Source organism: Amycolatopsis sp. WAC 04169, assembly GCF_003947535.1.
Lineage (GTDB): Bacteria > Actinomycetota > Actinomycetes > Mycobacteriales > Pseudonocardiaceae > Amycolatopsis > Amycolatopsis keratiniphila.
This window is the reverse complement of the sequence record NZ_QHJI01000017.1, coordinates 139,785-160,003: the sequence shown is the minus strand read 5'-3', so window position 1 is coordinate 160,003 and position 20,219 is coordinate 139,785. Positions and strand designations below refer to the sequence as shown.

Here is a 20,219-nt window from a genome sequence, read left to right as displayed (position 1 = left end):
TTCGGTGGTTATAGCGTCAGGGAAACGCCCGGTCCCATTCCGAACCCGGAAGCTAAGCCTGACAGCGCCGATGGTACTGCAACCGAAGGGTTGTGGGAGAGTAGGACACCGCCGGACTAACATTAAAAGATAGGGCTCGGGCCCCGGTCGAGAACCACGAGTTCTCCCGGGGCCCGAGCCCTATTTCTCATACCCGAAACCCGCCACACCCGTGACCAGACACGTAACACGCGTGATTGAAGGCGTATCTCGCGTGATCAGACGGACGACACGACGCCCCGCTCGTGTCGTCCGTCCAATCACGCGTGTCGTCCACCTGATCACGCGAGTCGCCCCTCCAATCACGCGAGATACGTCTTCAATCACGTGAGTTGCGGCCTCGATCACGCGAGTGACGGGGGGCGGGCACGCGAGGGAGGGGCGCGGCCGAACGCATTTAGAGGACTAAATGCGGGAGGGGGCGGGGCGGCGCAGGTGGTAGATGTCCATGATCCAGCCCTTGCGGGAGCGGGCGGAGGCACGGACGGAGCGGATCTCTTCGGCGAGGTCCGCGGTCAGTGGGCCGGAGAGCAGGAGCTCGTCGGGGGTGCCGAGGTACGCGCCCCAGTAGATCTCCAGGCCCGTGTCCACGAATTGGGAGAACGTGCACCCAGCGTCCAGCATGACGAAGACGTCGTCGGCGTCCGCGGGCCAGCCGGCCTCGAGGCGGCGGCCGGTGGTGACGAGTACCGGGCGGCCGATCTGGTTCATCGTGGTCCGGTGCCGGGACGTCAGCGCGGCCACGCTGCTGACCCCGGGGATGACGTCGTACTCGAACTCGACGTTGCCCCGGTCGAGCACCGCGTCCAGCAGGGTCAGGGTCGAGTCGTAGAGCGCCGGGTCACCCCAGACGAGGAACGCGCCCCGCTCGTCGGGACCCAGGGAAGCGATCATGTTCTCGTAGACGTCGGTGCGGAGCCGGTGCCAGTCGGCGACGGCCTTCCGGTAGTCGTCGGGAGTACGGTCGCGTTCGGGGTCCGGTGCCCGCACGACGCGGTAGCCGGGCTGCTCGACGAAGCGGTCGAGGATCTCCTGGCGCAGAGCCACCAGGTCCTGCTTTTCCGAGCCCTTGTCGAGCACGAAGAACACATCGGTCTCGTTGAGCCGCCGGATCGCCTGGACGGTCAGGTGGTCCGGGTCGCCGGCGCCGATGCCGATGGCGGAGATCTTCCTCATTTCCGCAGTGTCCCCGTACCCTCTGTGCACACCCCTACCCCCACGGGGTATAAAGGAAGTGATCGCTCCACCTGTCCTGTAGAGGAGTTCGAACCGATGGCCGAAACCACCTACACCGTCAAGGGCATGTCCTGCGGGCACTGTGCCTCCTCCGTCACCGAAGAGGTCAGCGGCATCGCAGGCGTCAGCGCCGTGAACGTGGACGTCGCCAGCGGCAAGGTCACCGTCACCAGCGAAGCACCGCTGGACGTCCAAGCCGTCGACGCGGCCGTCACCGAGGCCGGTTACCAGCTCGTCTCGTGAGCACCGCCGTCAAGGTGTCGGCGTTCGCCGCGGCCCTGGTCGCGGTGTTCGCCGTCGCCTGGGCGATCGGCTCCGCCGTCGGGCCGCTGGACGAGGACCCGCCCCCGCCGGCGCCGACCAGCGAGCACCACGGGCACCACCCGGGAGGTACGCCGTGACATCCCAGCGGGTCGAACTGGCCATCGGCGGGATGACCTGCGCGTCCTGCGCCGCGCGCGTCGAACGCAAACTGAACAAGGTCGACGGCGTCTCCGCCACGGTCAATTACGCCACCGAGAAGGCGCAGGTCGACTTCCCCACCGCGGTGTCGGTGGAAGACCTCGTCGGCGTCGTCGAGTCCGCCGGCTACACGGCCCAGCCGCCCAAACCCGACGAAGACGCGGAGCAGGCCGGCTCCCTGAGAACCCGTCTCGTGGTTTCCGCCGTGCTCGCCGTGCCGGTGATCGTGCTCGCGATGGTCCCGGCCTGGCAGTTCACCTACTGGCAGTGGGTCTCGCTGGCCTTGGCCGCGCCGGTCGTCACCTGGGGCGCATGGCCGTTCCACCGCCCGGCCTGGACGAACCTCCGCCATGGCGCCGCCACCATGGACACCCTGATCTCGCTCGGCGTCGTCGCCGCCACGCTCTGGTCGCTGTACGCGTTGCTGTTCGGCACCGCCGGGACACCCGGCATGCGCCACGGCTTCGAGCTGACCATGGAACGCGGGCACGGCGCGGGCAACGTCTACCTCGAAGTCGCCGCCGGGGTGACCACGTTCCTTCTCGCCGGCCGCTACTTCGAGGCCCGGTCCAAGCGCCGCTCCGGCGCCGCGCTGCGGGCCCTGCTCCAACTCGGCGCGAAGGACGTCGCACTCCTGAAGGACGGCATCGAGAGCCGTGTCCCGATCGGCGAGCTGAGGACGGGCGACGAGTTCGTCGTGCGGCCGGGGGAGAAGATCGCCACCGACGGGGTGGTGACCGATGGTGGCTCGGCCGTCGACCTGAGCATGCTGACGGGTGAAGCCGTCCCGGTCGAGGTGGTGGCCGGGGACGCCGTCGTCGGCGGAACGGTCAACGCGAGCGGCAGGCTCGTCGTCCGCGCCACCCGGATCGGCGCCGACACGCAGCTCGCGCAGATGGCGCGGCTGGTCGAGGACGCGCAGAACGGCAAGGCGCGGGTCCAGCGCCTCGCCGACCGGGTGTCGGCCGTGTTCGTCCCGGTGGTGATCGCCCTCGCGGTCGGTACGCTCGGCTTCTGGCTCGGCGCGGGCAGCGGAGCCGACGCCGCCTTCACCGCCGCCGTCGCGGTCCTGATCATCGCCTGCCCCTGTGCGCTCGGGCTGGCCACGCCGACGGCGCTGCTGGTCGGCACCGGTCGCGGCGCGCAGCTGGGCATCCTCATCAAGGGTCCGGAGGTGCTCGAGTCCACTCGCGCGGTCGACACCGTCGTGCTGGACAAGACCGGGACGGTGACCGCGGGGAAGATGAGTCTCACGGACCTGTTCGGCGAGGACGAGACCGAGGTCCTGCGCCTGGCCGCGGCGGTCGAGCACCATTCCGAGCATCCGATCGCCCGCGCGAGCGTCGCGGCCGCCGAGGAGCGGCTGGGTGAGCTGCCGACGGCCGGTGGGTTCCGCAACGTCGAGGGCCTGGGTGTCGTCGGCGAGGTCGAGGGCAAGACCGTCCTGGCCGGGCGGTCCGCACTCCTCGACCAGCACGGCATCGCCGTCGGCGACGAGTTCGCCCAGGTCAAGAAGGTCGCCGAGGAACGCGGCGCGACCGCGGTGGTCGTCGCCTGGGACGGCGAGACACGCGGGGTGGTGGTCGTCGCCGACACGGTCAAGCCGACTTCGGCCGAGGCCGTGGCCGGGTTGAAGGCGCTCGGGCTCCGGCCGGTCCTGCTGACCGGGGACAACGCCGGTTCCGCGGCGGCCGTCGCCGCCGAAGTGGGGATCGACGAGGTCGTCGCGGAGGTGCTGCCGGCCGGCAAGGTCGACGTCGTCAAGCGGCTGCAAGCCGAAGGCCGGGTGGTCGCCATGGTCGGCGACGGCGTCAACGACGCGGCCGCGCTCGCGCAGGCCGACCTCGGTCTCTCGATGGGGACCGGGACCGACGCCGCGATCGAAGCGGGCGACCTCACCCTGGTGCGCGGCGACCTGCGCGCGGCCGTGGACGCCATCCGGCTCGCCCGCCGCACGCTCGCCACGATCAAGGGCAACCTGTTCTGGGCGTTCGCCTACAACGTCGCCGCGCTGCCACTGGCCGCGCTCGGCCTGCTCAACCCCATGATCGCCGGGGCCGCGATGGCGTTCTCCTCGGTGTTCGTCGTCACCAACAGCCTGCGGTTGCGACGGTTCAGGACCGGACCAGCCGGGCGATGGCGTCGGACGCCTCCCGGACCTTGAGGTCGGCCTCTTCACCGCCCGCGGCGGCGGCGTGGACCACGCAGGTGGCGAGATGCTCGTCCAGCAGTTCGAGGGAGAACGACTGCAGCGCCTTCGTGGCGGCGGACACCTGGGTCAGGATGTCGATGCAGTACTTGTCCTCTTCCACCATCCGCTGCAAACCGCGGATCTGGCCTTCGATCCGGCGCAGGCGCTTGAGATAGGCCTCCCGCTCGGTGCCGTAGCCCGTCATTCCCGCACCCGTTCTCTCGTCGTTCCCTGTCGTCGTCCCACTATACCCTCCCCACGTATGTGCCGGACGGAGCCGAAATCGCGGGTGTCAGGATGTCGAGGACGGGCCTGCCGCTCCGACTCCTGCGTGAGCGGCCGGGCGCCGGCCGCACGACCAGGAGGAACACCGATGAAGTACATGATCATGATCACGATGAACCCCACCGCCTGGGATGCCCTCCCCGAAGAGGAGCGCAACGAGGTGGTCGCCCGCATCGACCCTTTCATGAAGAAGCTCACCGAGAGCGGCGAGCTGCTCGGGACGCAGGCGCTGGCGGAGCCGAAGGACAGCACGGTGGTCCGGGTGCGTGACGGCGTCCCGGTGGTCACCGACGGCCCGTTCGCGGAGTCGAAGGAGTACCTGGCCGGCTTCTACCTGGTCGAATGCGACAGCAAGGAGCGGGCGATCGAGATCGCGGGCCAGGTCCCGGACGCGCATGTCAACGCGATGGAGATCCGGCCGGTGGTCTTCTCGTCCGGGGACAACGCCTAGGTGGCGGCCGCTTCGGTGCCGGTGCGGGCTTCGGGCCTGCTCCGGCGCTGAACGGGCACTTCCGGTTTCGGTGAGTCCGGCACGGCCAGCACCAGACCGGCTTCGGTGAGCAGTTCGCGGCAGCCGACCAGCTGTTTCAGCACGTCGTCGCGCAGGCGGAGGGCCACATCGGCCTTCTGCCGCGCTTCGGCGACCAGGCGCTCGCCCTCTTCGGCGGCGTCGTCGAGCAATTTCCGCGCCTTCGCCTGCGCGGCTTCGTCCCGCGCGGCGAGCGCGCGCATCGCCTCCGCGCGGCGCAGCGTCATGGCGCGCTCGAAGTCTTCGGCGACCCGCTTCCGTTCTTCTTCGGCCTTCGCGGCTTCTTCGGCGGCTCGCGCGGCGATGTCGTCGGCTTCCTCGCGGGTGAGTTCGAGCATCCGGCGCGAGCGCTCCTGCAACGCGTCCGGTGCGATCGGCACGCGGCTGATCCGGTCGACACTGGCCTTCAGTTCGCGATTTTCCTCTTGTGTGGCGGCGAGCTCGCCGGCGAGAGCTTGCCCACGGCGGATCGCCTCGTCGCGTTCGGCTTCCACTCGTCGTAGTTCGGCTTCCACCTCGCGGACGAATTCCCGGACCTGCGCGCGATTGAAACCGCGCCACGCCAGATCGAAGCCGGGCATCTCCATTGGTCACCTCCACAGTGGTCGATGTGTCACCGTTGGGCGCTTTTCTTTGCCACACGGGGCTTTCAACGACCAGTGTGCCTGAAGGCGCGACGACACGCGCCACGGGTGGGTGGTCTTTGCGGTGAACGGTCCGCCGCAAGCGGGAAGAAGGGTGAAGCTCCCCGGCGATGGGAGAATGGACGACCATCGCATACCCCACGGGAGGTGGCCGCGTGACGAGCAGCCGAATTCGGGTCCCTGGCTGGAATACGGCGACAGCGGCCGAAGGATATCGGCAGGTCAGGGAGAACATCGCGATCTTGGTCACCGATCACGCGGGGGCGGGCGAGCGGGCCGTCCCCGCCTGTCCACAGTGGACCGTGCGCGAGCTGATCGCGCATCTGACCGAGATCTGCGATCGGGTGATCACCCGGTTCGGTGGCGAGGCCTGCCCGATTCCGGAGTCGGCCTCGGCCGTCGAATTGCTGAAACTCTGGCTCGAACGCGGTCCCGAGGCCGACACCCTCCTCGCCGCCGACGGCGACGGGAAGAGCCGCGGCGACATCATGGTGATGGACGCCTTCACCCACGAGCTCGACATCCGGTACGCGCTCGGCGCTCCGCCGCCCGAAGCGCACGCGGCCTGGCTTCGGGGATTCGAGGTGCTCGTCAGCGGGCTCGGCGCCTCGCTGGGCAGGCACGGGCTGCCGGGGCTGCGGATCGAGACCGAGGGCGCGACCTGGATCGCCGGCACCGAACCGGTCGCCGCGGTGCTCTCGGGCGCGCCCGCGGACCTGTACCGGACGCTCGCCGGGCGCCGGAGCCCGGCCCAGATCACCGCCATGGACTGGCTGGGCGATCCCGGGCCGTGGCTCCGGGCCTTCACCTGGGGACCGTTCACCCCGCCGGAAGCGGAGATCGAACGGTGATCAGCCGGCCGGGGACATCGAGGACAGGGCCGCGGCCAGCGCGAGCACCACGGCCACGATCAGCACCTCGACCCCGACGCTGACCCGCAGTTTCCGCAGGTCGGCGGTCACCACTCCGGTGCCGCCGCGGCCGGAGATCCCGCGCCGGACGGCGGTGCGGCTCAGGTTCGCCACCAGCAGCAACGCGGCGAACCCGGTGAGCTTCAGCACGAAGACGATGCCGTACGCCGACGTCCAGAGCGCCTCCACCGAGGGGACGAGCCGGAAGCCCAGGTAGGCGCCGCTGACCACCATGATCACGATCGACCGGGTGGCGATCGGGTGGAACCGCGCCAGCGCGGGCTCGGCCTCCGACGCCGAATACCGGCCGCGCAGGAGCACGGCCAGCTGGATCAGCCCGCCCACCCAGACGGCCATCGCGCCGAAATGCGCGAGGTCCGCGCTGACCGAGAGGAACATGATCTTGTCGGCCACCGCGTGCCCGGTCGCGGAGAAGCTCAGCATCACGATGAACCCGGCCGCGATGCCGAGGTTCTCGTAGCGCGACCGCAGCCGCTCCGGCAGGTCGCCCGCCAGCAGCCGTCGCACGATCACGGCGAGCGCGACGATCGCGGCCAGGCGCAGGAGCAGGAGTTTCCCGTAGGCCACCCGCAGGGTCGCCTCGATCAGCGCGCCGTCGAAGACCGCGCCCACCCCGCGCCCCGAGACGTACGGGCCTTGCAGCAGGAACCCGGCTACGGCCGTGACACCGGAGAGCCACAGGCCGGCGGTGATCAGCTTCCGTGCCGCCGGGTCCGTCCGGCCGCCCGGACGGCAGACCAGCAGGAACACCAGCCCGCCGAGCAGCGCTACCCCGCCGAAGGATCCCCAGCGGAACGTGGTGAACAGCGCGTCGGTCACCGGGTCGGTGCCGGTGGAGGCGGACACCGCGCCCGCCGACGTGATCAGGGGGCCGGTGCCGATCACGAACGCGATCGTGCCGCGTACCGGATGCGAGTCGGTCGAGACGAAGGCGTACTCGACGAGATAGCTGCCGTCGGGAAGGTCCGGTTCGAGTGCGACGGCGACCTCTTCGGCGACTTCACCGGGTTGGAACACCGGACCGGACACCACGTCGGTGCCCTGTTGATCGACGACCTTGATCGAGTTCGGCTGGATGCCGATGTTCTCCGACAGGGTGATCGAGACCCGTGACGGCGCCGAGGTGAGCCGGGCGCCGTCGGCGGGGTTCGAGGAGAGGAGTTCGACGTGGGCCGAGGCCGGGGCCGCGGTGAGCACCGCGACCCCGAACCACGCCGCCACGAGGGCCAGGAGTGCGCAGAGTCTCCCGGTCACGATGCCGCGGTCGCCAGCTCACGCCGGCTGACGGGCGAGCACGTGCAGCCGGTCAGCTCCCGCTCGGCTGCGGAGGCCTTCCGGTGCACGAGCATCGCGATGATCATCGGGATGGTGACGATCGTGTTGTAGAACAGGTGCAGTTCCACGCGCGGGATGAACAGCTGGATGATGCTGCTCGGCGCGGTGCCGCCGCCGAGCCGCCAGCCGGTCTGCGCCTGGATCAGCAGGAGCAGATGCTCGATGTGGTGCCAGAACTGCAGCCCGAGCGCCAGGTTCCACCACTGCCGCGAGCGGCCGGCGAAACCCTTGCGCAGGGCGAACAGGAAGATCAGCATGACGATGGCGTAGCCGTAGTGCAGCCATTCGGAGCTGATCAGCTTGGGGAACGGGATCCCGAGCACGCCGCGGGCGTCCGGGGTCTTCCAGCCGAGCGCGTAGATCTGGAAGGCCTGCACGAGGTGCTCCGCCCAGTGGGCCACGACGACCACCGCGAAGGTGAGGAGCGCCGCGCGGTGGTATTTCCCGTTGAGCGAGGCGAGCAGACCCGGACGAGGCGAATCGAGTGCGGCCATGAAAGGGCTCCTAGGGCGAAAGACCGACCGGTGACGGATGTCGACGATATCCCGCGTTCCGAGGATTTCCGTTACTCCGGATTGCTGATCCGACCAGCGGTGTTACGCCGGATGGATCAGCGGACGACGATTCCGTCGGATATTTTCGGAGCGGCGGGAATGTGGAACAATTCCGTGAACAGCTCCAGATATTCGAAGTCGCCCTCGATGCGGATCTTCCCGGTCCGCGTCGCGTCGGCGGCGGCGAGATCCCCGCTCAGCAGGTCCTTGATGAACGGGCCCAGCGGTTCGATGACCGCGTCGGCGCCGGGGTGCGCGCCCTCCGCGACCTTGAGGGCGCCGTCCTCGACGATCGCGTGCAGGACCATCTCGCCCGGGTAGCGCAGCTCGTAGGTCACCTGGACGCCCTTGGCCTTTTCACTCCGGAAGGTCGTGTACAGCGAAAGGATCGCCGAATCCAGGGTGAAGACGTCCTCGGCGGCGGGCTGCCCGAGCGATCGCGCACCCCAGAGCCCGAGGTCCAGCACGATCTGGTCGAGTTCGCTGCCGTATTCGGTGAGCTCGTAGACCACCGCGGCGTCGAGCTGGGGGAGCAGGCGGCGGCGGAGCACACCGGACTGCTCGAGTTCGTTGAGCCGCGCGGACAGCGTGCTCGCCGGGATCTTGGGCAGACCCGCCTGCAGTTCGGTGAACCGCTTCGGGCCGAGGACGAGGTCGCGGACGATCAGCAGCGACCAGCGTTCGCCGATGATCTCCAGCGCGCGGGCCAGCCCGCAGAACTGTCCATAGGTACGACTGCTCATCCGTCGATCCTCACTTTCGTTTCCGTGGCGGGGTTCACGCGGGTTCACCTTCGGAAAGCAGGTCGTGGTGCAGGACCTGCAGTTCGTCACAGGGTTCCACGCCCAGTTCGTTGTTGAGTCTCGCCCGTACCTGACGGTACGTGGCGAGCGCGTCGGAGCGGCGCCCGCTGCGGCCGAGCACGCGGATCAGCTGCCCGTGCAGGGCCTCGTCGAGCGGGTTCGCGGTGACCAGGGAACGCAGTTCGCCGATCAGCTCGTGCCGCATCCCGGCCGCGATGTCCGCCTCGATCCGCAGGTGCAGCGTGCTGCGCCGCTGCTCGACGAGGTCGACCGCGTACGCCGACAGCACCGGTCCACAGTGGACGTTCGCGAGCGGCGGGCCGGACCACAGGTCGAGCGCGGACCGGAAGGCCTTCGCCGCCTCGGCGTGCTCGCCGCGCAGGTGCAGCTCCCGGCCCTTGTGCTGCAACTCCTGGAACTCGAAGACGTCCACCTGCTCCGGCGCGATGCGGAACACGTAGCCCGGCGGTTTCGTCGCCAGCATCGTCTCGCCGTACGGGGCCAGCTCGTTCTCGTCGATGCACTTGCGCAGCTGGTAGACGTAGGTGTGCATGGTGGTGCGGACGCTGCGCGGCGGGTCGTTGGCCCACAGTTCCTGCACGATCGTGTCGATGTGCACGATCTTCCCCGGGCTCATGACCAGCATGGCGAGCACCTGCAGCAGCTTCGGCGTCGTCGGCGCGTAGTCGATCCCGTCCCGCACGAGTTCGAGCGGGCCGAGCAGGCTGAAACGGACGGGGCTTGCGGACGCGGCCGGAATCGGGTTGGGTGCCGAGCCGTGGTGCTTGTCCGCTACTCGTGATCCGGTGTACATCGCAAGCGCCCTCCAGCTCGATACGCGTCGTGACCTGAATCCCAGTGCTTCGACAGTGACAGAGCGGCCGGTCGCCGGGCCAGTGAGCCGTCCACCAGGGCCCGCATGCGTGTCTCCCGGAAGAACATGGGTTTTTCACATCCGACGCGTGAATCGCACACTGGCCGCTCACCGGCCCCACACAGCAGGATTCGAGAATCGAACCGACCTACTGGGGGTCATCATGCGCGAGGCATCGACCACGCCCACCTCGATCGGCGGACTGGGATTCAAGCGGCATCTGCGTGCGGAGATCAGCGAGGGCAACGGTGCCTACCTGTTCTCCGAACAGGGGGTCATCGCCATCCGCGGCGCGCAGGTCGCGTCGGTGGCGGCCCTGCTCGACGGCACCCGTGACCTCGACGGGCTCCTGTCCGCCTGCCCGGAGGGGATGAACGCCGAACAGGTCACCGGCGTGGTGGCCCGGCTGGTCGAGGCCGGACTGGTCACCGTCCGCGTTCCGGACGAGTTCAGCGGGGACGAGCGCGCGCTTGCGTACTGGGACGCGTGCGGGCTCGACGCGTCCGCGGTGGCCTGCCGTCAGAAGCCGGCGACGGCGAGCCTGACCGCGATCGGCCGCGGCGTCGACACCTCGCAGGTGGCGAACGCGCTGGCCGCGAGCGGGATCGAAGTGGTCGATACGGCTTCCGAGCTGGCCATCGTGCTGTGCGACGACTACCTCGACCCGAGGCTCGCCGGGATCGACGCCGAGCACCGGCGCACCGGGCGGCCCTGGCTGCTGGCGCGGCCTTCGGGGTCCCAGGTGTGGATCGGCCCGATCATGCAGCCCGGCCGGTCCGGCTGCTGGCACTGCCTGACGAACCGGTTGTGGGGGCACCGGCACGCCGAGGCCTGTGTGCAGGAGGTGCTGGGGCACGACGGTCCCGCGTCGTTCCCGATGCCCGCGGTGCCGCCGCTGACCGCGGCCGCGTCGCACCTGATCTCGCTCGAAGCGTCCAAATGGCTGGCGGGGCACCGCTATCCGGGGCAGCAGGCCGTGTGGATCCTCGACACCCTCGACCTGCAGGGGCGGCTGCACGAACTGCGGCGCCGCCCGCAATGCCCCGAATGCGGCGACGAAGGCATCGTCGCGGCGCGGACGGCCGAACCGGTCGTGCTGCGGGAGGCGAAGAAGGCGACGTCGGGCGGTGGCGGGCACCGGACGCTCACCCCGGTCGAGGTGCTCGACCGCTACGGCCATCTGGTCAGCCCGGTCACCGGCATCGTCAAGGAGATCGCCCGCGACCCGAGGGCGCCCGCGTTCGTGAACGCGTACCGCTCCGGGCTGAACGTCGCCCGCCGTGTGCGCGGCGAGGCGGGATTGCAGGCGGGGCTGCGCGGGGACAACGGCGGCAAGGGAGCGAGCCCGATCGACGCCGAGGTCGGCGCGCTGTGCGAGGCGATCGAACGGTTCTCGGCGAACTACCAGGGCGACGAACTGCGGATCCGCGACACCTTCCGCGCGCTCGGCGACGACGCCGTCCACCCGAACACGTGCATGCTCTTCGACGAGCGCCAGTACGAAACGCGCGTCGACTGGAACGCCAGGCACGCGAACTTCCAGCACGTCCCCGACCGGTTCGACACCGAGGCGGCCGTCGACTGGACACCGCTGTGGTCGCTCTCGCAGCAGCGGCGCAAGCTGATGCCGACGGCGTACCTCTACTACGGGGTGCCGCCGGAGTGCGGGCTCACCGGGATGCGCGCGGACTCCAACGGCTGCGCGGCCGGGAGCAGCGTCGAGGACGCGATCCTGCAGGGCCTGCTCGAACTCGTGGAACGCGACGCCGTCGCGATGTGGTGGTACAACCGGCTTCCCGTGCCCGGGGTCGACATCGCGTCGTTCGACGACCCGTGGGCCGAGGAGATGGTCGGCCAGTACGCGCGGGCGGGCCGGGAGCTGTGGGTGCTCGACCTGACCGCGGACCTCGGTGTGCCGGTGATGGTCGCGCTGTCCAGGAGTATCGCCGGGCCGCGCGAGAACGTCATGATGGGCTTCGGCGCCCACCTGGACCCCAGGACGGCGTTGCGGAGGGCGGTCAGCGAGCTCAACCAGATGATCCCGGCGGTGCTCGCGAACGACGTCGAACTCGACGATCCCGACGCGTCGGCGTGGCTGAAGTACGCGACCGTCGGGAACCAGCCGTATCTGCTGCCGGCGCCGGGGCGGTCGGCGAAACGCGCCGCGGACTTCAAGTTCGTCCGGCGGCCCGATGTCCGTGACGACGTGGAGTGCTTGGTCCGCAAGCTTTCCGCGCTGGGAATGGAGACGCTCGTGCTGGACCAGACCAGACCCGACATCGACCTCCCGGTGGTCCGGGTGGTCGTTCCGGGCCTGCGCCCGTTCTGGAGCCGCTTCGCCCCCGGGCGCCTGTTCGACGTGCCGGTGCGGCTGGGCAGGCTCGCCGAGCCGACTCCCTACGACCGGCTCAACCCATTCCCCATGTTCTTATAGAGCGCTCTGGAGCAACCGTTGACGACAGATCCCCCCGGCGGAGTGGCCGAAACGATCCCCTTGTGGTCGCTCACCGACGACAGCCTTGTCGAGATCGGTGAGGACGGCTCGCTGGTGGTCGTCACCCGCTGGGGCGAGTACGAGTTCGACCGCGCGGAACCGCTGGTGCTGGAATCGTTGCGGCGGATGGCGTTGGGGCCGGTCTCGCTGGCGAACGTGACGTCTTCGTGGGAGCCCTTCGAACGGGAGCCCGACCTCGAAGGCGAACTGAGCTGGACGGCCGAAGGCGCCGACGCGCTGCGGCAGGTACTCAAGGAACTCGGCGGTTCCGTGGTGCGCTCGCTCGGGCTCGCCGATGGTAGGGGACCGCTGCTGTCGGTGATCCCGGTCGTGCTCGCGCCGGTGTTCGCGCCGGTGGAGATCCCGCCCACGCGCCCGATCCGGTTGTCCCGCTTCAGTTCCCTGCGGTCCGATGCGGACGGGATGGGGCTGGAGTCGCCATCGGCGCGCTACCGCGTCGTGCTCTCCCAGCCGTGGGCGGTGCATGTCGCGGCGACACTGGCGACGGCGAAATCCGTCGGGGACATCGTGTCCACCACCGGGATCGACGCCTCGGTGGTCGGCGCGATCGTGTCCTATCTGGTCGCCGCGGGCGTCGTGCAGGTGGCGGGTGAGGACGGCCGGTTCGCCGAGGACGACGATCCCGAACTGGGCTTGTGGTCGCCGGACGAACTCTCGTTCCACACCACCAGCCGCACCTGGCGGCCCGGCGGCCCGGCGGATCTGCCCGGTCTCGGGAAACCGCCGGTGGTCAAGGCCGCCACCGGCGAGGGACCGGTCCACCAGCTGTACCGGCCGGATCTGGCCGACCGCGCGGTGACCGATCCGACGCTGACGACGTTGCTGGAGAACGACCACACCTGCCCCGAATTCACCGAGGGCGTGCTGACCGCCGAGCAGATCGGCGAGTTCCTGTTCCGTGGCGCGAGAATCCGGTCGATCGGTCCCGCGCACCTGCCGAACGGGCCCGCTCATAGTGCTTCGCAGCGGCCGTACTTCAGCGTCGCCTGCCTGTACGAGCTCGAGTTGTACGTCTCGGTCAACCGTTGCTCGGGGCTGGATCGCGGGATCTACCACTACGACCCGCTGGAGCACCGGCTAGCCCTGGTGAACGCCGACGAGGCCGACCTCGACGCGATGCTCGACATGGCGATGATCGGTGGCGGCAACCATCGGCGGCCCTCGGCGCTGATCACCGTGACCGCGAGGATGCCGCGGATGGCGTCCGTCCTCGGTGGCGGCGCGTACGCCACCACGCTGGCGCACGTCGGTGCGCTGCAACAGACGCTGTACCTCGTCGCCCGCGCCATGGGGCTGGCCGCGCACGCCGTCCCGGTGGACGCCGGCGACCGCGTCGACCGCGCGCTGAAGCTCGACTGGCCCGCCGAGGTCAGCGTCGGCGAGTGCGTCCTCGACCTCCCCGTCTGAGTGGCCTGCGTCTCGATCGCTCATCGAGTGCACTGAAATCGACACCGCGTTTGCTGGCGTACAGAGGAAAAGCGACAGCGAATCCGAGGTTGGTCTGATGCAGCTACGAACAGTCGCCATGGCGGCGAACGAGAAAGGCGTCACCGAACCCGGTCGGCTCCCCGAGCCGGCGTCCCCCCTGCAACCTGCGGTGCTGCAGGCCATCTCATCGATGCACGCGAGGTACTTCGACCCGATCACCCTGGGCGACCTGGCATCGGAAGTCTTCGTCAGCCCGTTCCACTTCTCGCGGATCTTCACCAAGGCGACCGGGATCACCCCCGGCCGGTACCTCACCGCGATCCGGCTCTTCGAAGCGAAACGACTGCTGCTGACGACATCGCTGACGGTGTCGGACATCGTGTGCAGCGTCGGCTACAGCAGCGTCGGCACGTTCACCAGCCGCTTCACCCGTGCGGTCGGGATGACCCCGACCCAGTACCGCGACCCCGAGGTCGGTGAGCTGCTCGTCGCGCTGGCCCCGCATTTCCAGCGCCTCCCGACCCTGGAAGCGTTGCACAGCGCCGGAATGGGCAGCGCCACGATGCGCAGCGGCACCGGCACGATCAGCGTGCGGGTCGAGACCCCGCGCGGGGCGGGCCCGGCGACCGTCCTCATCGGACTGTTCGCCGAGTCGATCCCGCAGTGCGGGCCCGTCGCCTTCGGTGGCAGGGCGAACGTCCTCTCCGCGGACATCGAGATCCAGAACGTCCCCGAGGGACGCTGGACCGTCATCGGGGTGGCCGAGCACGCCGCCGGGACCGCGGCCTCCTCGTTCTCCGTGGGCACGCTGCCCGGCCGCGTCGACATCACCCGGTACGGCAGGGTCCACCTGAGGATGCCGATGCGTGCCCCGCGGCCCACGGACGCGCCGATGGCGATCACCCTCGCCGGCGGTCCGAGCTCCGCCGGGAACCGGATGACCATGCCCGCTCCCGAGTACCTCCGCGCGGTGGCCTGAGGCGAGGTTGTTCCCGCGGTCTCCCGATTTCGCAAACCGGGAGAACCGCGGGCGCAACCGTGGAGTGGTCGCGTGATCGGCACGCATGTGAGCCTTTAAACAATCCGGAATTCGAATCCACCCGTTAGGGGGAGAGTGCGTTGGGCAATGGTTGGCGCACGATCAGACGTCGCATGATCACGCCGGACGTCTCCGAGACGTCACTGGACAAGCGCGGTTTCCACAAGAAGAGCCCGGCCGCTCAAGAATTGCTGGAGACCGTCGGTGAGAAGTTCCTGCTCGGCTACGCGCACGCGGTCGAAGCACGGTCCGTCGATCAGGCGGAAGAATGGCTCGAACAGATTCCGGTGAAATACCGCGGTTTCGCCTACGAAGGCGCGGGAATGGGTTACGGAATGCTGGACGGGCTGCCGGGCGGCGGCCGCCGTCACATCGAGCGGTTCCTCGACGGCCCCGGCGAGAAGCACGACTACATCATCTACGTCGGTGTCGGCTGGGCGATGGCGCGCCTGCCGCGCTTCCGCTGGCCGTCCGCCGAGGACTTCGACCCGTTGCTGCGCTGGCTGGTGCTCGACGGCTACGGCTTCCACCAGGCCTATTTCAAGACGGCGAAATACGTCGACGGGCAGTTCCAGGACCCGGACTTCTCCTGGCCGCCCGGAAACGACGGCTACGCGCTGCGGGCGATCGACCAGGGCATCGGGCGGGCGCTGTGGTTCATCTGCGGTACCGACGTCGATCTGGTCGCCGACACGGTCGCTCGGTTCCCGGAACGGCGGCACGGAGACCTGTACGCCGGCATCGGGCTCGCCTCGACCTACGCGTGCGGTGTCACCGGTGACGAACTGCTGAAGCTGGCCGAGTTCGCCGGTGAGCACCGCGGGAACCTCGCCCAGGGCAGTGCTTTCGCCGCCGAAGCCCGCGTCCGCGCCGGGCTGCTGATCCCCGAGACCGAGGTCGCCACGCGGGCGATCTGCGGGCTGCCGGCCGAGCGGGCCGCGGCCATCACCCAGGAGGTGCGCCCGGCGACCGTGGTCGACGGCGAACTCCCGGCATTCGAAACCTGGCGACAGCGCATCGCCGAAGCGATTCTTTCTGGAGGTGCAGGGAAATGACCGCGACCTTGGGCTGGCTCCGCAAGCAGCTTGCGGGCATCGTGGCGCTGGTGCTGATGGCGGGACTGTTCGTGGTGGCGCAGCTGCCCACCGTCTCGACCGCCGAGGCCGACACCATGGCTTCGAAGTACGCGTTCGAGCCGCTGACGATCGCCTTGCCGGAAGCGGCGAAGAGCCAGTCGATCCGGACGGTGAACAAGGAATACGAGCACATCCGTGCCTGGATCTCCTCGGTCGGCGCCGCGATCGCGGTGAACGACCTCGACGGCGACAAGCTCGCGAACGACCTGTGCTTCGTGGATCCGCGCAGCGACCAGGTCGTCATCACCCCGACGCCGGGCAAGGGCGGAGACCGCTACGCGCCGTTCGCGCTCGACGCGGCACCGCTGCCGATGGGCAAGTACATCGCGCCCATGGGCTGCGTTCCCGCGGACTACAACGAGGACGGCCGGGTCGACCTGCTGGCCTACTACTGGGGCCGTACGCCGATCCTGTTCCTCTCGAAGCCGGGCGCCACGAAGCTGGAGCCGAAGGCCTACGAGCCGGTGGAACTGGTGCCGGGCAACAACTCCAAGAACGGCGAGTACTCCGGTCCATTGTGGAACACCAACGCCGCCTCCGTGGGTGACTTCGACGGCGACGGCCACCAGGACATCTTCATCGGCAACTACTTCCCCGACAGCGCGGTGCTGGACGACCGCGTCTCCGGCGGGGTCGAGATGAACAAGTCGATGTCGCACGCCGACAACGCCGGCGGCAAGTACATCCTGCGGTTCACCGGCGCCACGCAGGGCGCGAAGCCGAGCGCGACGTTCGCCCTCGACGACAAGGCCATCCCGGCCGACTCCCAGGGCGGCTGGTCGCTGGCGGCCAGCGCCACCGACGTCGACGGCGACAACCTGCCCGAGCTCTACATCGGCAACGACTTCGGCCACGACCGCCTGCTGTACAACAAGTCCCGCCCCGGCCACGTCGAATTCGCCGAGGTGAAGGGCATTCGCGGGCCCAACGAGCCGAAGTCCAAGGTGATCGGCAACGACTCCTTCAAGGGCATGGGCGTCGACTTCGCGGACCTCGACCACGACGGTCTCTACGACCTGTACGTCAGCAACATCACGACGTCGTGGGGTATCGAGGAAAGCCACTTCCAGTTCATGAACACCGCCAAGGACACCGCGGATCTGCGCGGCCGTCTGCAGGGCGGCGAGGCGCCGTGGGTGGACCGCAGCGCGCAGGCCGGCACCGCCTGGTCCGGCTGGGGCTGGGACGTCAAGATCGCCGACTACAACAACAGCGGCGAATCGGTGATCACCCAGGCGACCGGGTTCGTCAAGGGCGACGTCAACCGCTGGCCGCAGCTGCAGGAACTGGCGACGTCGAACGACGAACTGCTGAAGCACCCGTACTTCTGGCCGAACATGGTCGCCGGTGATGACGTCGGTGGCGACCACACGCTGCACTTCTGGGCCAAGAGCTCCGACGGCCGCTACACCGACCTGGCCCCGCGCCTCGGTCTCGCGGTCCCGGTGCCCACCCGCGGTATCGCCACCGGTGACGCCGACGGCGACGGCAAGCTCGACTTCGCCGTGGCCCGCCAGTGGGAGCAGCCGATCTTCTACCGCAACGTCAGCCCCGGCACCGGGTCCTACCTGAACCTGAAGCTGGTGCACGACAAGGCGTCGGCGGACGGCCCGCTCAAGGCGGCGGGTACCGCGGCGATCGGCGCGCAGGTCACCGTCGTCACCCCCGACGGCAAGAAGTACATGGACCGCGTCGACGGCGGCAGCGGCCACTCCGGCAAGCGCAGCCACGAGATCCAGATCGGGCTGGGCAAGGTCACCGGGCCGGTGAAGGTCCACCTGCAGTGGCGCGACCTGACCGGGCAGATCCGCACGCAGGAAGTCCGGCTGACCCCGGGCGACCACACGTTCCAGCTCGGCGCTCAGGCTAAGGAGAAATGACCGTCATGGCTGAGCAGACACTCACCGCACCGAAGAGCAACAAGACGATCACGGCCCTGCGCCGGTTCGCGATCTCGATCACCATCTTCAACATCATCGGCTACACCGTGCTCGGTTTCGAGCAGCCCTACACCTATCCGTTCATCGCGCTGGCCACGGCGTACGCCACGGAAATCCTGCTGGAGATCATCGGGGCCCGCGCACAGGGGCGCGGCGTCCGCTTCCGGGGCAACGGGTTCAAGGGACTGGTGGAATTCCTCTTCCCCGCGCATATCACCGGTCTCGCGCTGAACATGCTCACCTACGTCAACGACCAGGTGCTGGTCATGATGTTCGGTGTCGTGGTCGCCGTCGGCGCCAAGTGGGTCCTGCAGGCCCCGGTGCGCGGCAGGCTCCGTCACTACATGAACCCGTCGAACTTCGGCATCACGATCATCCTGCTGGTGTTCCCCTGGGCGAGCATCGCGCCGCCGTACCACTTCACCGAGCAGGTCGACTCGTGGGTCGGCTGGCTGATCGTCGGCATCATCATCGTCTCGGGCACCGTGCTCAACGCGCTGCTGACCCAGCGCATGTGGCTGATCGGCGCCTGGCTGATCACCTTCGCGCTGCAGGCGATCATCCGCGGGTGGATGTTCGACACCGCGATCCCCGGCGCGCTCGGGATGATGACCGGTGTGGCGTTCGTGCTCTACACGAACTACATGGTCACCGACCCGGGGACGACCCCGTCCAAGCCCGCGTCGCAGATCCTGTTCGGTTCGGGAGTGGCGCTGGCGTACGGGTTCTTCATGGTCGTGCACGTGGCCTACGGCCTGTTCCTCGCCACCGCGCTGGTCTGCCTCATCCGCGGGATGTTCCTGTGGGGCCTGCACTTCTCCAAGAAGGCCACCGAAAAGTGGGAGGCCGAGCAGGCGAAGTCGGCCGAGATCACGGCCTTGCCTAAGCCGGCCGAGAAGCCGGAAACCGGGGCCGTGGCGGCATGACCCCCGGTGCGGAAAGCAGCCGGGCGGCGCGTCTCGCGCCGCCCGGCCCGCCGCGCCGGGCGACCTTCGGTCTGCTGAAGAAGCTCTTCACCGACCGGCTGGCGCTCATGTCGGAGTCGGCCCAGGCACACGGGGACGTCGTCCGGATCGCGATCGGTCCCAAGGCGATGTACCTGGTGAACCACCCCGAACTGGCGAAACACGTACTCGCGGACAACGCGGCCAACTATCACAAGGGAATCGGCCTCCAGGAGGCGAGACGGGCACTCGGCGACGGGCTGCTCACCAGTGACGGCGACGTCTGGAAGAAGCAGCGCCGGACCATCCAGCCGGTGTTCCAGCCCAAGCGGATCGCGCGGCAGGCCTCGGTCGTCGCGAACGAGGTCGAAGGACTCGTGAAACGCTTGCGGGACACCGAGGGACCGGTGGAGATCCTGCACGAGATGACCGGGCTGACCCTCGGCGTGCTCGGCAAGACGCTGCTCGACGCGGATCTGGGCGGGTTCACCTCGCTGGGACACTCGTTCGAGGCCGTGCAGGACCAGGCGATGTTCGAAGCGGTGACGCTGAGCATGGTCCCGCAATGGGCGCCGCTGAAGAAACAGCTGCGGTTCCGGGAGTCGCGGGACGACCTCCGCCGCATCGCCGACGAACTCGTCGAGCAGCGGCTGGCCAACCCGGTCGAGAACGGCGAGGACGTGCTTTCGCGCCTCATCGCCACCGGCGGGACCCGCGAGCAGATGCGCGACGAGCTGATCACGCTGCTGCTGGCCGGGCACGAGACGACGGCGAGCACGCTGGGCTGGGCGTTCCATCTGCTCGACGAGCATCCGGAGATCGCGGCGAAACTGCGTGCCGAGGCCGACGCGGTACTGGGCGACCAACTGCCGACGCACGAGGATCTGCACCGGTTGCCGTACACGGCGAGGGTCGTCGAAGAGGTCATGCGCCTGTACCCGCCGGTGTGGCTGCTGCCGCGGGTGGCGCAGGCCGACGACGAGATCGGCGGTTACCACATCCCCGCCGGATCCGACGTCGTCGTCGTGCCCTTCACCCTGCACCGGCATCCGGATTTCTGGCCGGAGCCGGAGAAGTTCGATCCGGACCGGTTCGACCCGGACCGGCCGAGCGGGCGGCCGCGCTACGCCTACATCCCGTTCGGCGCCGGGCCGAGGTTCTGCATCGGCAACAGCCTCGGCGTGATGGAGGCCGTCTTCGTGCTGACGATGGTCCTGCGCGACCTCGAACTCAGAAAGCTCCCGGGCTACGACGTGGTTCCCGAGGCGATGCTGTCGCTCCGGGTGCGCGGCGGGCTGCCGATGACCGTGCACACCAGGAACAGGAGGTAGGT

19 protein-coding genes and 1 rRNA gene are annotated in these 20,219 nt (G+C 69.0%); 13 read left to right on the top strand and 7 right to left on the bottom strand.

Translation table 11 applies throughout. From position 1 onward, the window contains the following. Positions 1 to 117 (top strand): 5S ribosomal RNA (gene rrf / locus DMC61_RS38845). 327 nt (positions 118 to 444) lie between these two features. Here the strand turns inward: rrf and cobF are convergent. Beyond that, complete coding sequence (cobF, locus tag DMC61_RS38840; protein ID WP_125695450.1) at positions 445 to 1,215, bottom strand: precorrin-6A synthase (deacetylating); 771 nt, start codon at positions 1,213 to 1,215, stop codon at positions 445 to 447. 96 nt (positions 1,216 to 1,311) lie between these two features. Here cobF and DMC61_RS38835 point away from each other — a divergent pair, with 96 nt between their 5' ends. From DMC61_RS38835 to DMC61_RS38830, 3 genes are read left to right on the top strand one after another with little or no spacing between them, the layout of a single operon-like run. Beyond that, complete coding sequence (locus tag DMC61_RS38835; protein ID WP_016332212.1) at positions 1,312 to 1,518, top strand: heavy-metal-associated domain-containing protein; 207 nt, start codon at positions 1,312 to 1,314, stop codon at positions 1,516 to 1,518. Further along, positions 1,515 to 1,676, top strand: a complete 162-nt coding sequence (locus tag DMC61_RS41550) for a hypothetical protein (RefSeq protein ID WP_170064575.1) — start codon at positions 1,515 to 1,517, stop codon at positions 1,674 to 1,676. The genes DMC61_RS38835 and DMC61_RS41550 overlap by 4 nt, the downstream gene beginning before the upstream one ends. Beyond that, on the top strand, positions 1,673 to 3,901 hold the full coding sequence (locus DMC61_RS38830; protein WP_255431809.1) for a cation-translocating P-type ATPase: 2,229 nt from the start codon (positions 1,673 to 1,675) through the stop codon (positions 3,899 to 3,901). The genes DMC61_RS41550 and DMC61_RS38830 overlap by 4 nt, the downstream gene beginning before the upstream one ends. Here DMC61_RS38830 and DMC61_RS38825 read toward each other — a convergent pair. After that, positions 3,852 to 4,133 carry a metal-sensitive transcriptional regulator gene (locus DMC61_RS38825; RefSeq protein ID WP_007034631.1) on the bottom strand — a complete coding sequence of 94 codons (282 nt, stop codon included), beginning with the start codon at positions 4,131 to 4,133 and terminating at the stop codon, positions 3,852 to 3,854. The two genes, DMC61_RS38830 and DMC61_RS38825, sit on opposite strands and share 50 nt — an antisense overlap. A 168-nt stretch (positions 4,134 to 4,301) precedes the next feature. On the opposite strand from DMC61_RS38825, the gene DMC61_RS38820 reads away from it, so the two are divergent. Beyond that, positions 4,302 to 4,664, top strand: coding sequence for a YciI family protein (locus DMC61_RS38820; protein WP_125695449.1), 363 nt, complete (start codon positions 4,302 to 4,304; stop codon positions 4,662 to 4,664). Here the strand turns inward: DMC61_RS38820 and DMC61_RS38815 are convergent. Further along, positions 4,661 to 5,329 (bottom strand): M protein, encoded by a 669-nt coding sequence (locus DMC61_RS38815; RefSeq protein WP_125695448.1) that lies wholly within the window; start codon positions 5,327 to 5,329, stop codon positions 4,661 to 4,663. The two genes, DMC61_RS38820 and DMC61_RS38815, sit on opposite strands and share 4 nt — an antisense overlap. A 212-nt stretch (positions 5,330 to 5,541) precedes the next feature. Here DMC61_RS38815 and DMC61_RS38810 point away from each other — a divergent pair, with 212 nt between their 5' ends. Beyond that, positions 5,542 to 6,237 (top strand): maleylpyruvate isomerase family mycothiol-dependent enzyme, encoded by a 696-nt coding sequence (locus tag DMC61_RS38810; protein ID WP_370456451.1) that lies wholly within the window; start codon positions 5,542 to 5,544, stop codon positions 6,235 to 6,237. On the opposite strand, the gene DMC61_RS38805 is transcribed toward DMC61_RS38810, so the two are convergent. The 4 genes from DMC61_RS38805 to DMC61_RS38790 all read right to left on the bottom strand — a co-directional run bounded on the left by DMC61_RS38805 (position 6,238) and on the right by DMC61_RS38790 (position 9,824). Next, on the bottom strand, positions 6,238 to 7,572 hold the full coding sequence (locus DMC61_RS38805; protein WP_125695447.1) for a copper resistance CopC/CopD family protein: 1,335 nt from the start codon (positions 7,570 to 7,572) through the stop codon (positions 6,238 to 6,240). Continuing rightward, a complete protein-coding gene (locus tag DMC61_RS38800; protein WP_016332218.1) occupies positions 7,569 to 8,147 on the bottom strand; it encodes a hypothetical protein in 579 nt (192 codons plus the stop codon). Before DMC61_RS38800 ends, DMC61_RS38805 begins: the two co-directional genes overlap by 4 nt. Before the next feature lie 116 nt (positions 8,148 to 8,263). Continuing rightward, positions 8,264 to 8,950 (bottom strand): winged helix-turn-helix transcriptional regulator, encoded by a 687-nt coding sequence (locus DMC61_RS38795; RefSeq protein WP_125695446.1) that lies wholly within the window; start codon positions 8,948 to 8,950, stop codon positions 8,264 to 8,266. 34 nt (positions 8,951 to 8,984) lie between these two features. Continuing rightward, the gene (locus DMC61_RS38790) at positions 8,985 to 9,824 is read right to left on the bottom strand and encodes an AfsR/SARP family transcriptional regulator (protein WP_199750210.1); all 840 of its coding nucleotides are present in this window, start codon (positions 9,822 to 9,824) and stop codon (positions 8,985 to 8,987) included. A gap of 223 nt (positions 9,825 to 10,047) precedes the next feature. Here DMC61_RS38790 and DMC61_RS38785 point away from each other — a divergent pair, with 223 nt between their 5' ends. From DMC61_RS38785 to DMC61_RS38755, 7 genes are all read left to right on the top strand, one after another. After that, positions 10,048 to 12,318, top strand: a complete 2,271-nt coding sequence (locus tag DMC61_RS38785; RefSeq protein ID WP_125695445.1) for a TOMM precursor leader peptide-binding protein — start codon at positions 10,048 to 10,050, stop codon at positions 12,316 to 12,318. A gap of 42 nt (positions 12,319 to 12,360) precedes the next feature. Further along, positions 12,361 to 13,806, top strand: a complete 1,446-nt coding sequence (locus DMC61_RS38780) for a SagB family peptide dehydrogenase (protein WP_125695459.1) — start codon at positions 12,361 to 12,363, stop codon at positions 13,804 to 13,806. Positions 13,807 to 13,903: 97 nt separating this feature from the next. Next, a complete protein-coding gene (locus tag DMC61_RS38775) occupies positions 13,904 to 14,806 on the top strand; it encodes a helix-turn-helix transcriptional regulator (RefSeq protein ID WP_370456450.1) in 903 nt (300 codons plus the stop codon). A 161-nt stretch (positions 14,807 to 14,967) separates the two neighbouring features. Continuing rightward, positions 14,968 to 15,921 carry a DUF1702 family protein gene (locus tag DMC61_RS38770; RefSeq protein ID WP_255431812.1) on the top strand — a complete coding sequence of 318 codons (954 nt, stop codon included), beginning with the start codon at positions 14,968 to 14,970 and terminating at the stop codon, positions 15,919 to 15,921. Beyond that, positions 15,918 to 17,882 (top strand): CRTAC1 family protein, encoded by a 1,965-nt coding sequence (locus DMC61_RS38765; RefSeq protein ID WP_125695443.1) that lies wholly within the window; start codon positions 15,918 to 15,920, stop codon positions 17,880 to 17,882. Before DMC61_RS38770 ends, DMC61_RS38765 begins: the two co-directional genes overlap by 4 nt. Continuing rightward, the gene (locus DMC61_RS38760) at positions 17,879 to 18,868 is read left to right on the top strand and encodes an enediyne biosynthesis protein (protein WP_199750209.1); all 990 of its coding nucleotides are present in this window, start codon (positions 17,879 to 17,881) and stop codon (positions 18,866 to 18,868) included. The genes DMC61_RS38765 and DMC61_RS38760 overlap by 4 nt, the downstream gene beginning before the upstream one ends. Next, on the top strand, positions 18,865 to 20,217 hold the full coding sequence (locus tag DMC61_RS38755) for a cytochrome P450 (protein WP_125695441.1): 1,353 nt from the start codon (positions 18,865 to 18,867) through the stop codon (positions 20,215 to 20,217). The genes DMC61_RS38760 and DMC61_RS38755 overlap by 4 nt, the downstream gene beginning before the upstream one ends. Positions 20,218 to 20,219 lie beyond the last annotated feature (2 nt).

Coding starts and splice junctions, on each gene's coding strand:
- cobF (WP_125695450.1), bottom strand. CDS start 1,215: ATGAGGAAGATCTCCGCCATCGGCATCGGCGCCGGCGACCCGGACCAC.
- DMC61_RS38835 (WP_016332212.1), top strand. CDS start 1,312: ATGGCCGAAACCACCTACACCGTCAAGGGCATGTCCTGCGGGCACTGT.
- DMC61_RS38825 (WP_007034631.1), bottom strand. CDS start 4,133: ATGACGGGCTACGGCACCGAGCGGGAGGCCTATCTCAAGCGCCTGCGC.
- DMC61_RS38820 (WP_125695449.1), top strand. CDS start 4,302: ATGAAGTACATGATCATGATCACGATGAACCCCACCGCCTGGGATGCC.
- DMC61_RS38815 (WP_125695448.1), bottom strand. CDS start 5,329: ATGGAGATGCCCGGCTTCGATCTGGCGTGGCGCGGTTTCAATCGCGCG.
- DMC61_RS38800 (WP_016332218.1), bottom strand. CDS start 8,147: ATGGCCGCACTCGATTCGCCTCGTCCGGGTCTGCTCGCCTCGCTCAAC.
- DMC61_RS38795 (WP_125695446.1), bottom strand. CDS start 8,950: ATGAGCAGTCGTACCTATGGACAGTTCTGCGGGCTGGCCCGCGCGCTG.
- DMC61_RS38790 (WP_199750210.1), bottom strand. CDS start 9,824: ATGTACACCGGATCACGAGTAGCGGACAAGCACCACGGCTCGGCACCC.
- DMC61_RS38785 (WP_125695445.1), top strand. CDS start 10,048: ATGCGCGAGGCATCGACCACGCCCACCTCGATCGGCGGACTGGGATTC.
- DMC61_RS38775 (WP_370456450.1), top strand. CDS start 13,904: ATGCAGCTACGAACAGTCGCCATGGCGGCGAACGAGAAAGGCGTCACC.
- DMC61_RS38765 (WP_125695443.1), top strand. CDS start 15,918: ATGACCGCGACCTTGGGCTGGCTCCGCAAGCAGCTTGCGGGCATCGTG.
- DMC61_RS38760 (WP_199750209.1), top strand. CDS start 17,879: ATGACCGTCATGGCTGAGCAGACACTCACCGCACCGAAGAGCAACAAG.
- DMC61_RS38755 (WP_125695441.1), top strand. CDS start 18,865: ATGACCCCCGGTGCGGAAAGCAGCCGGGCGGCGCGTCTCGCGCCGCCC.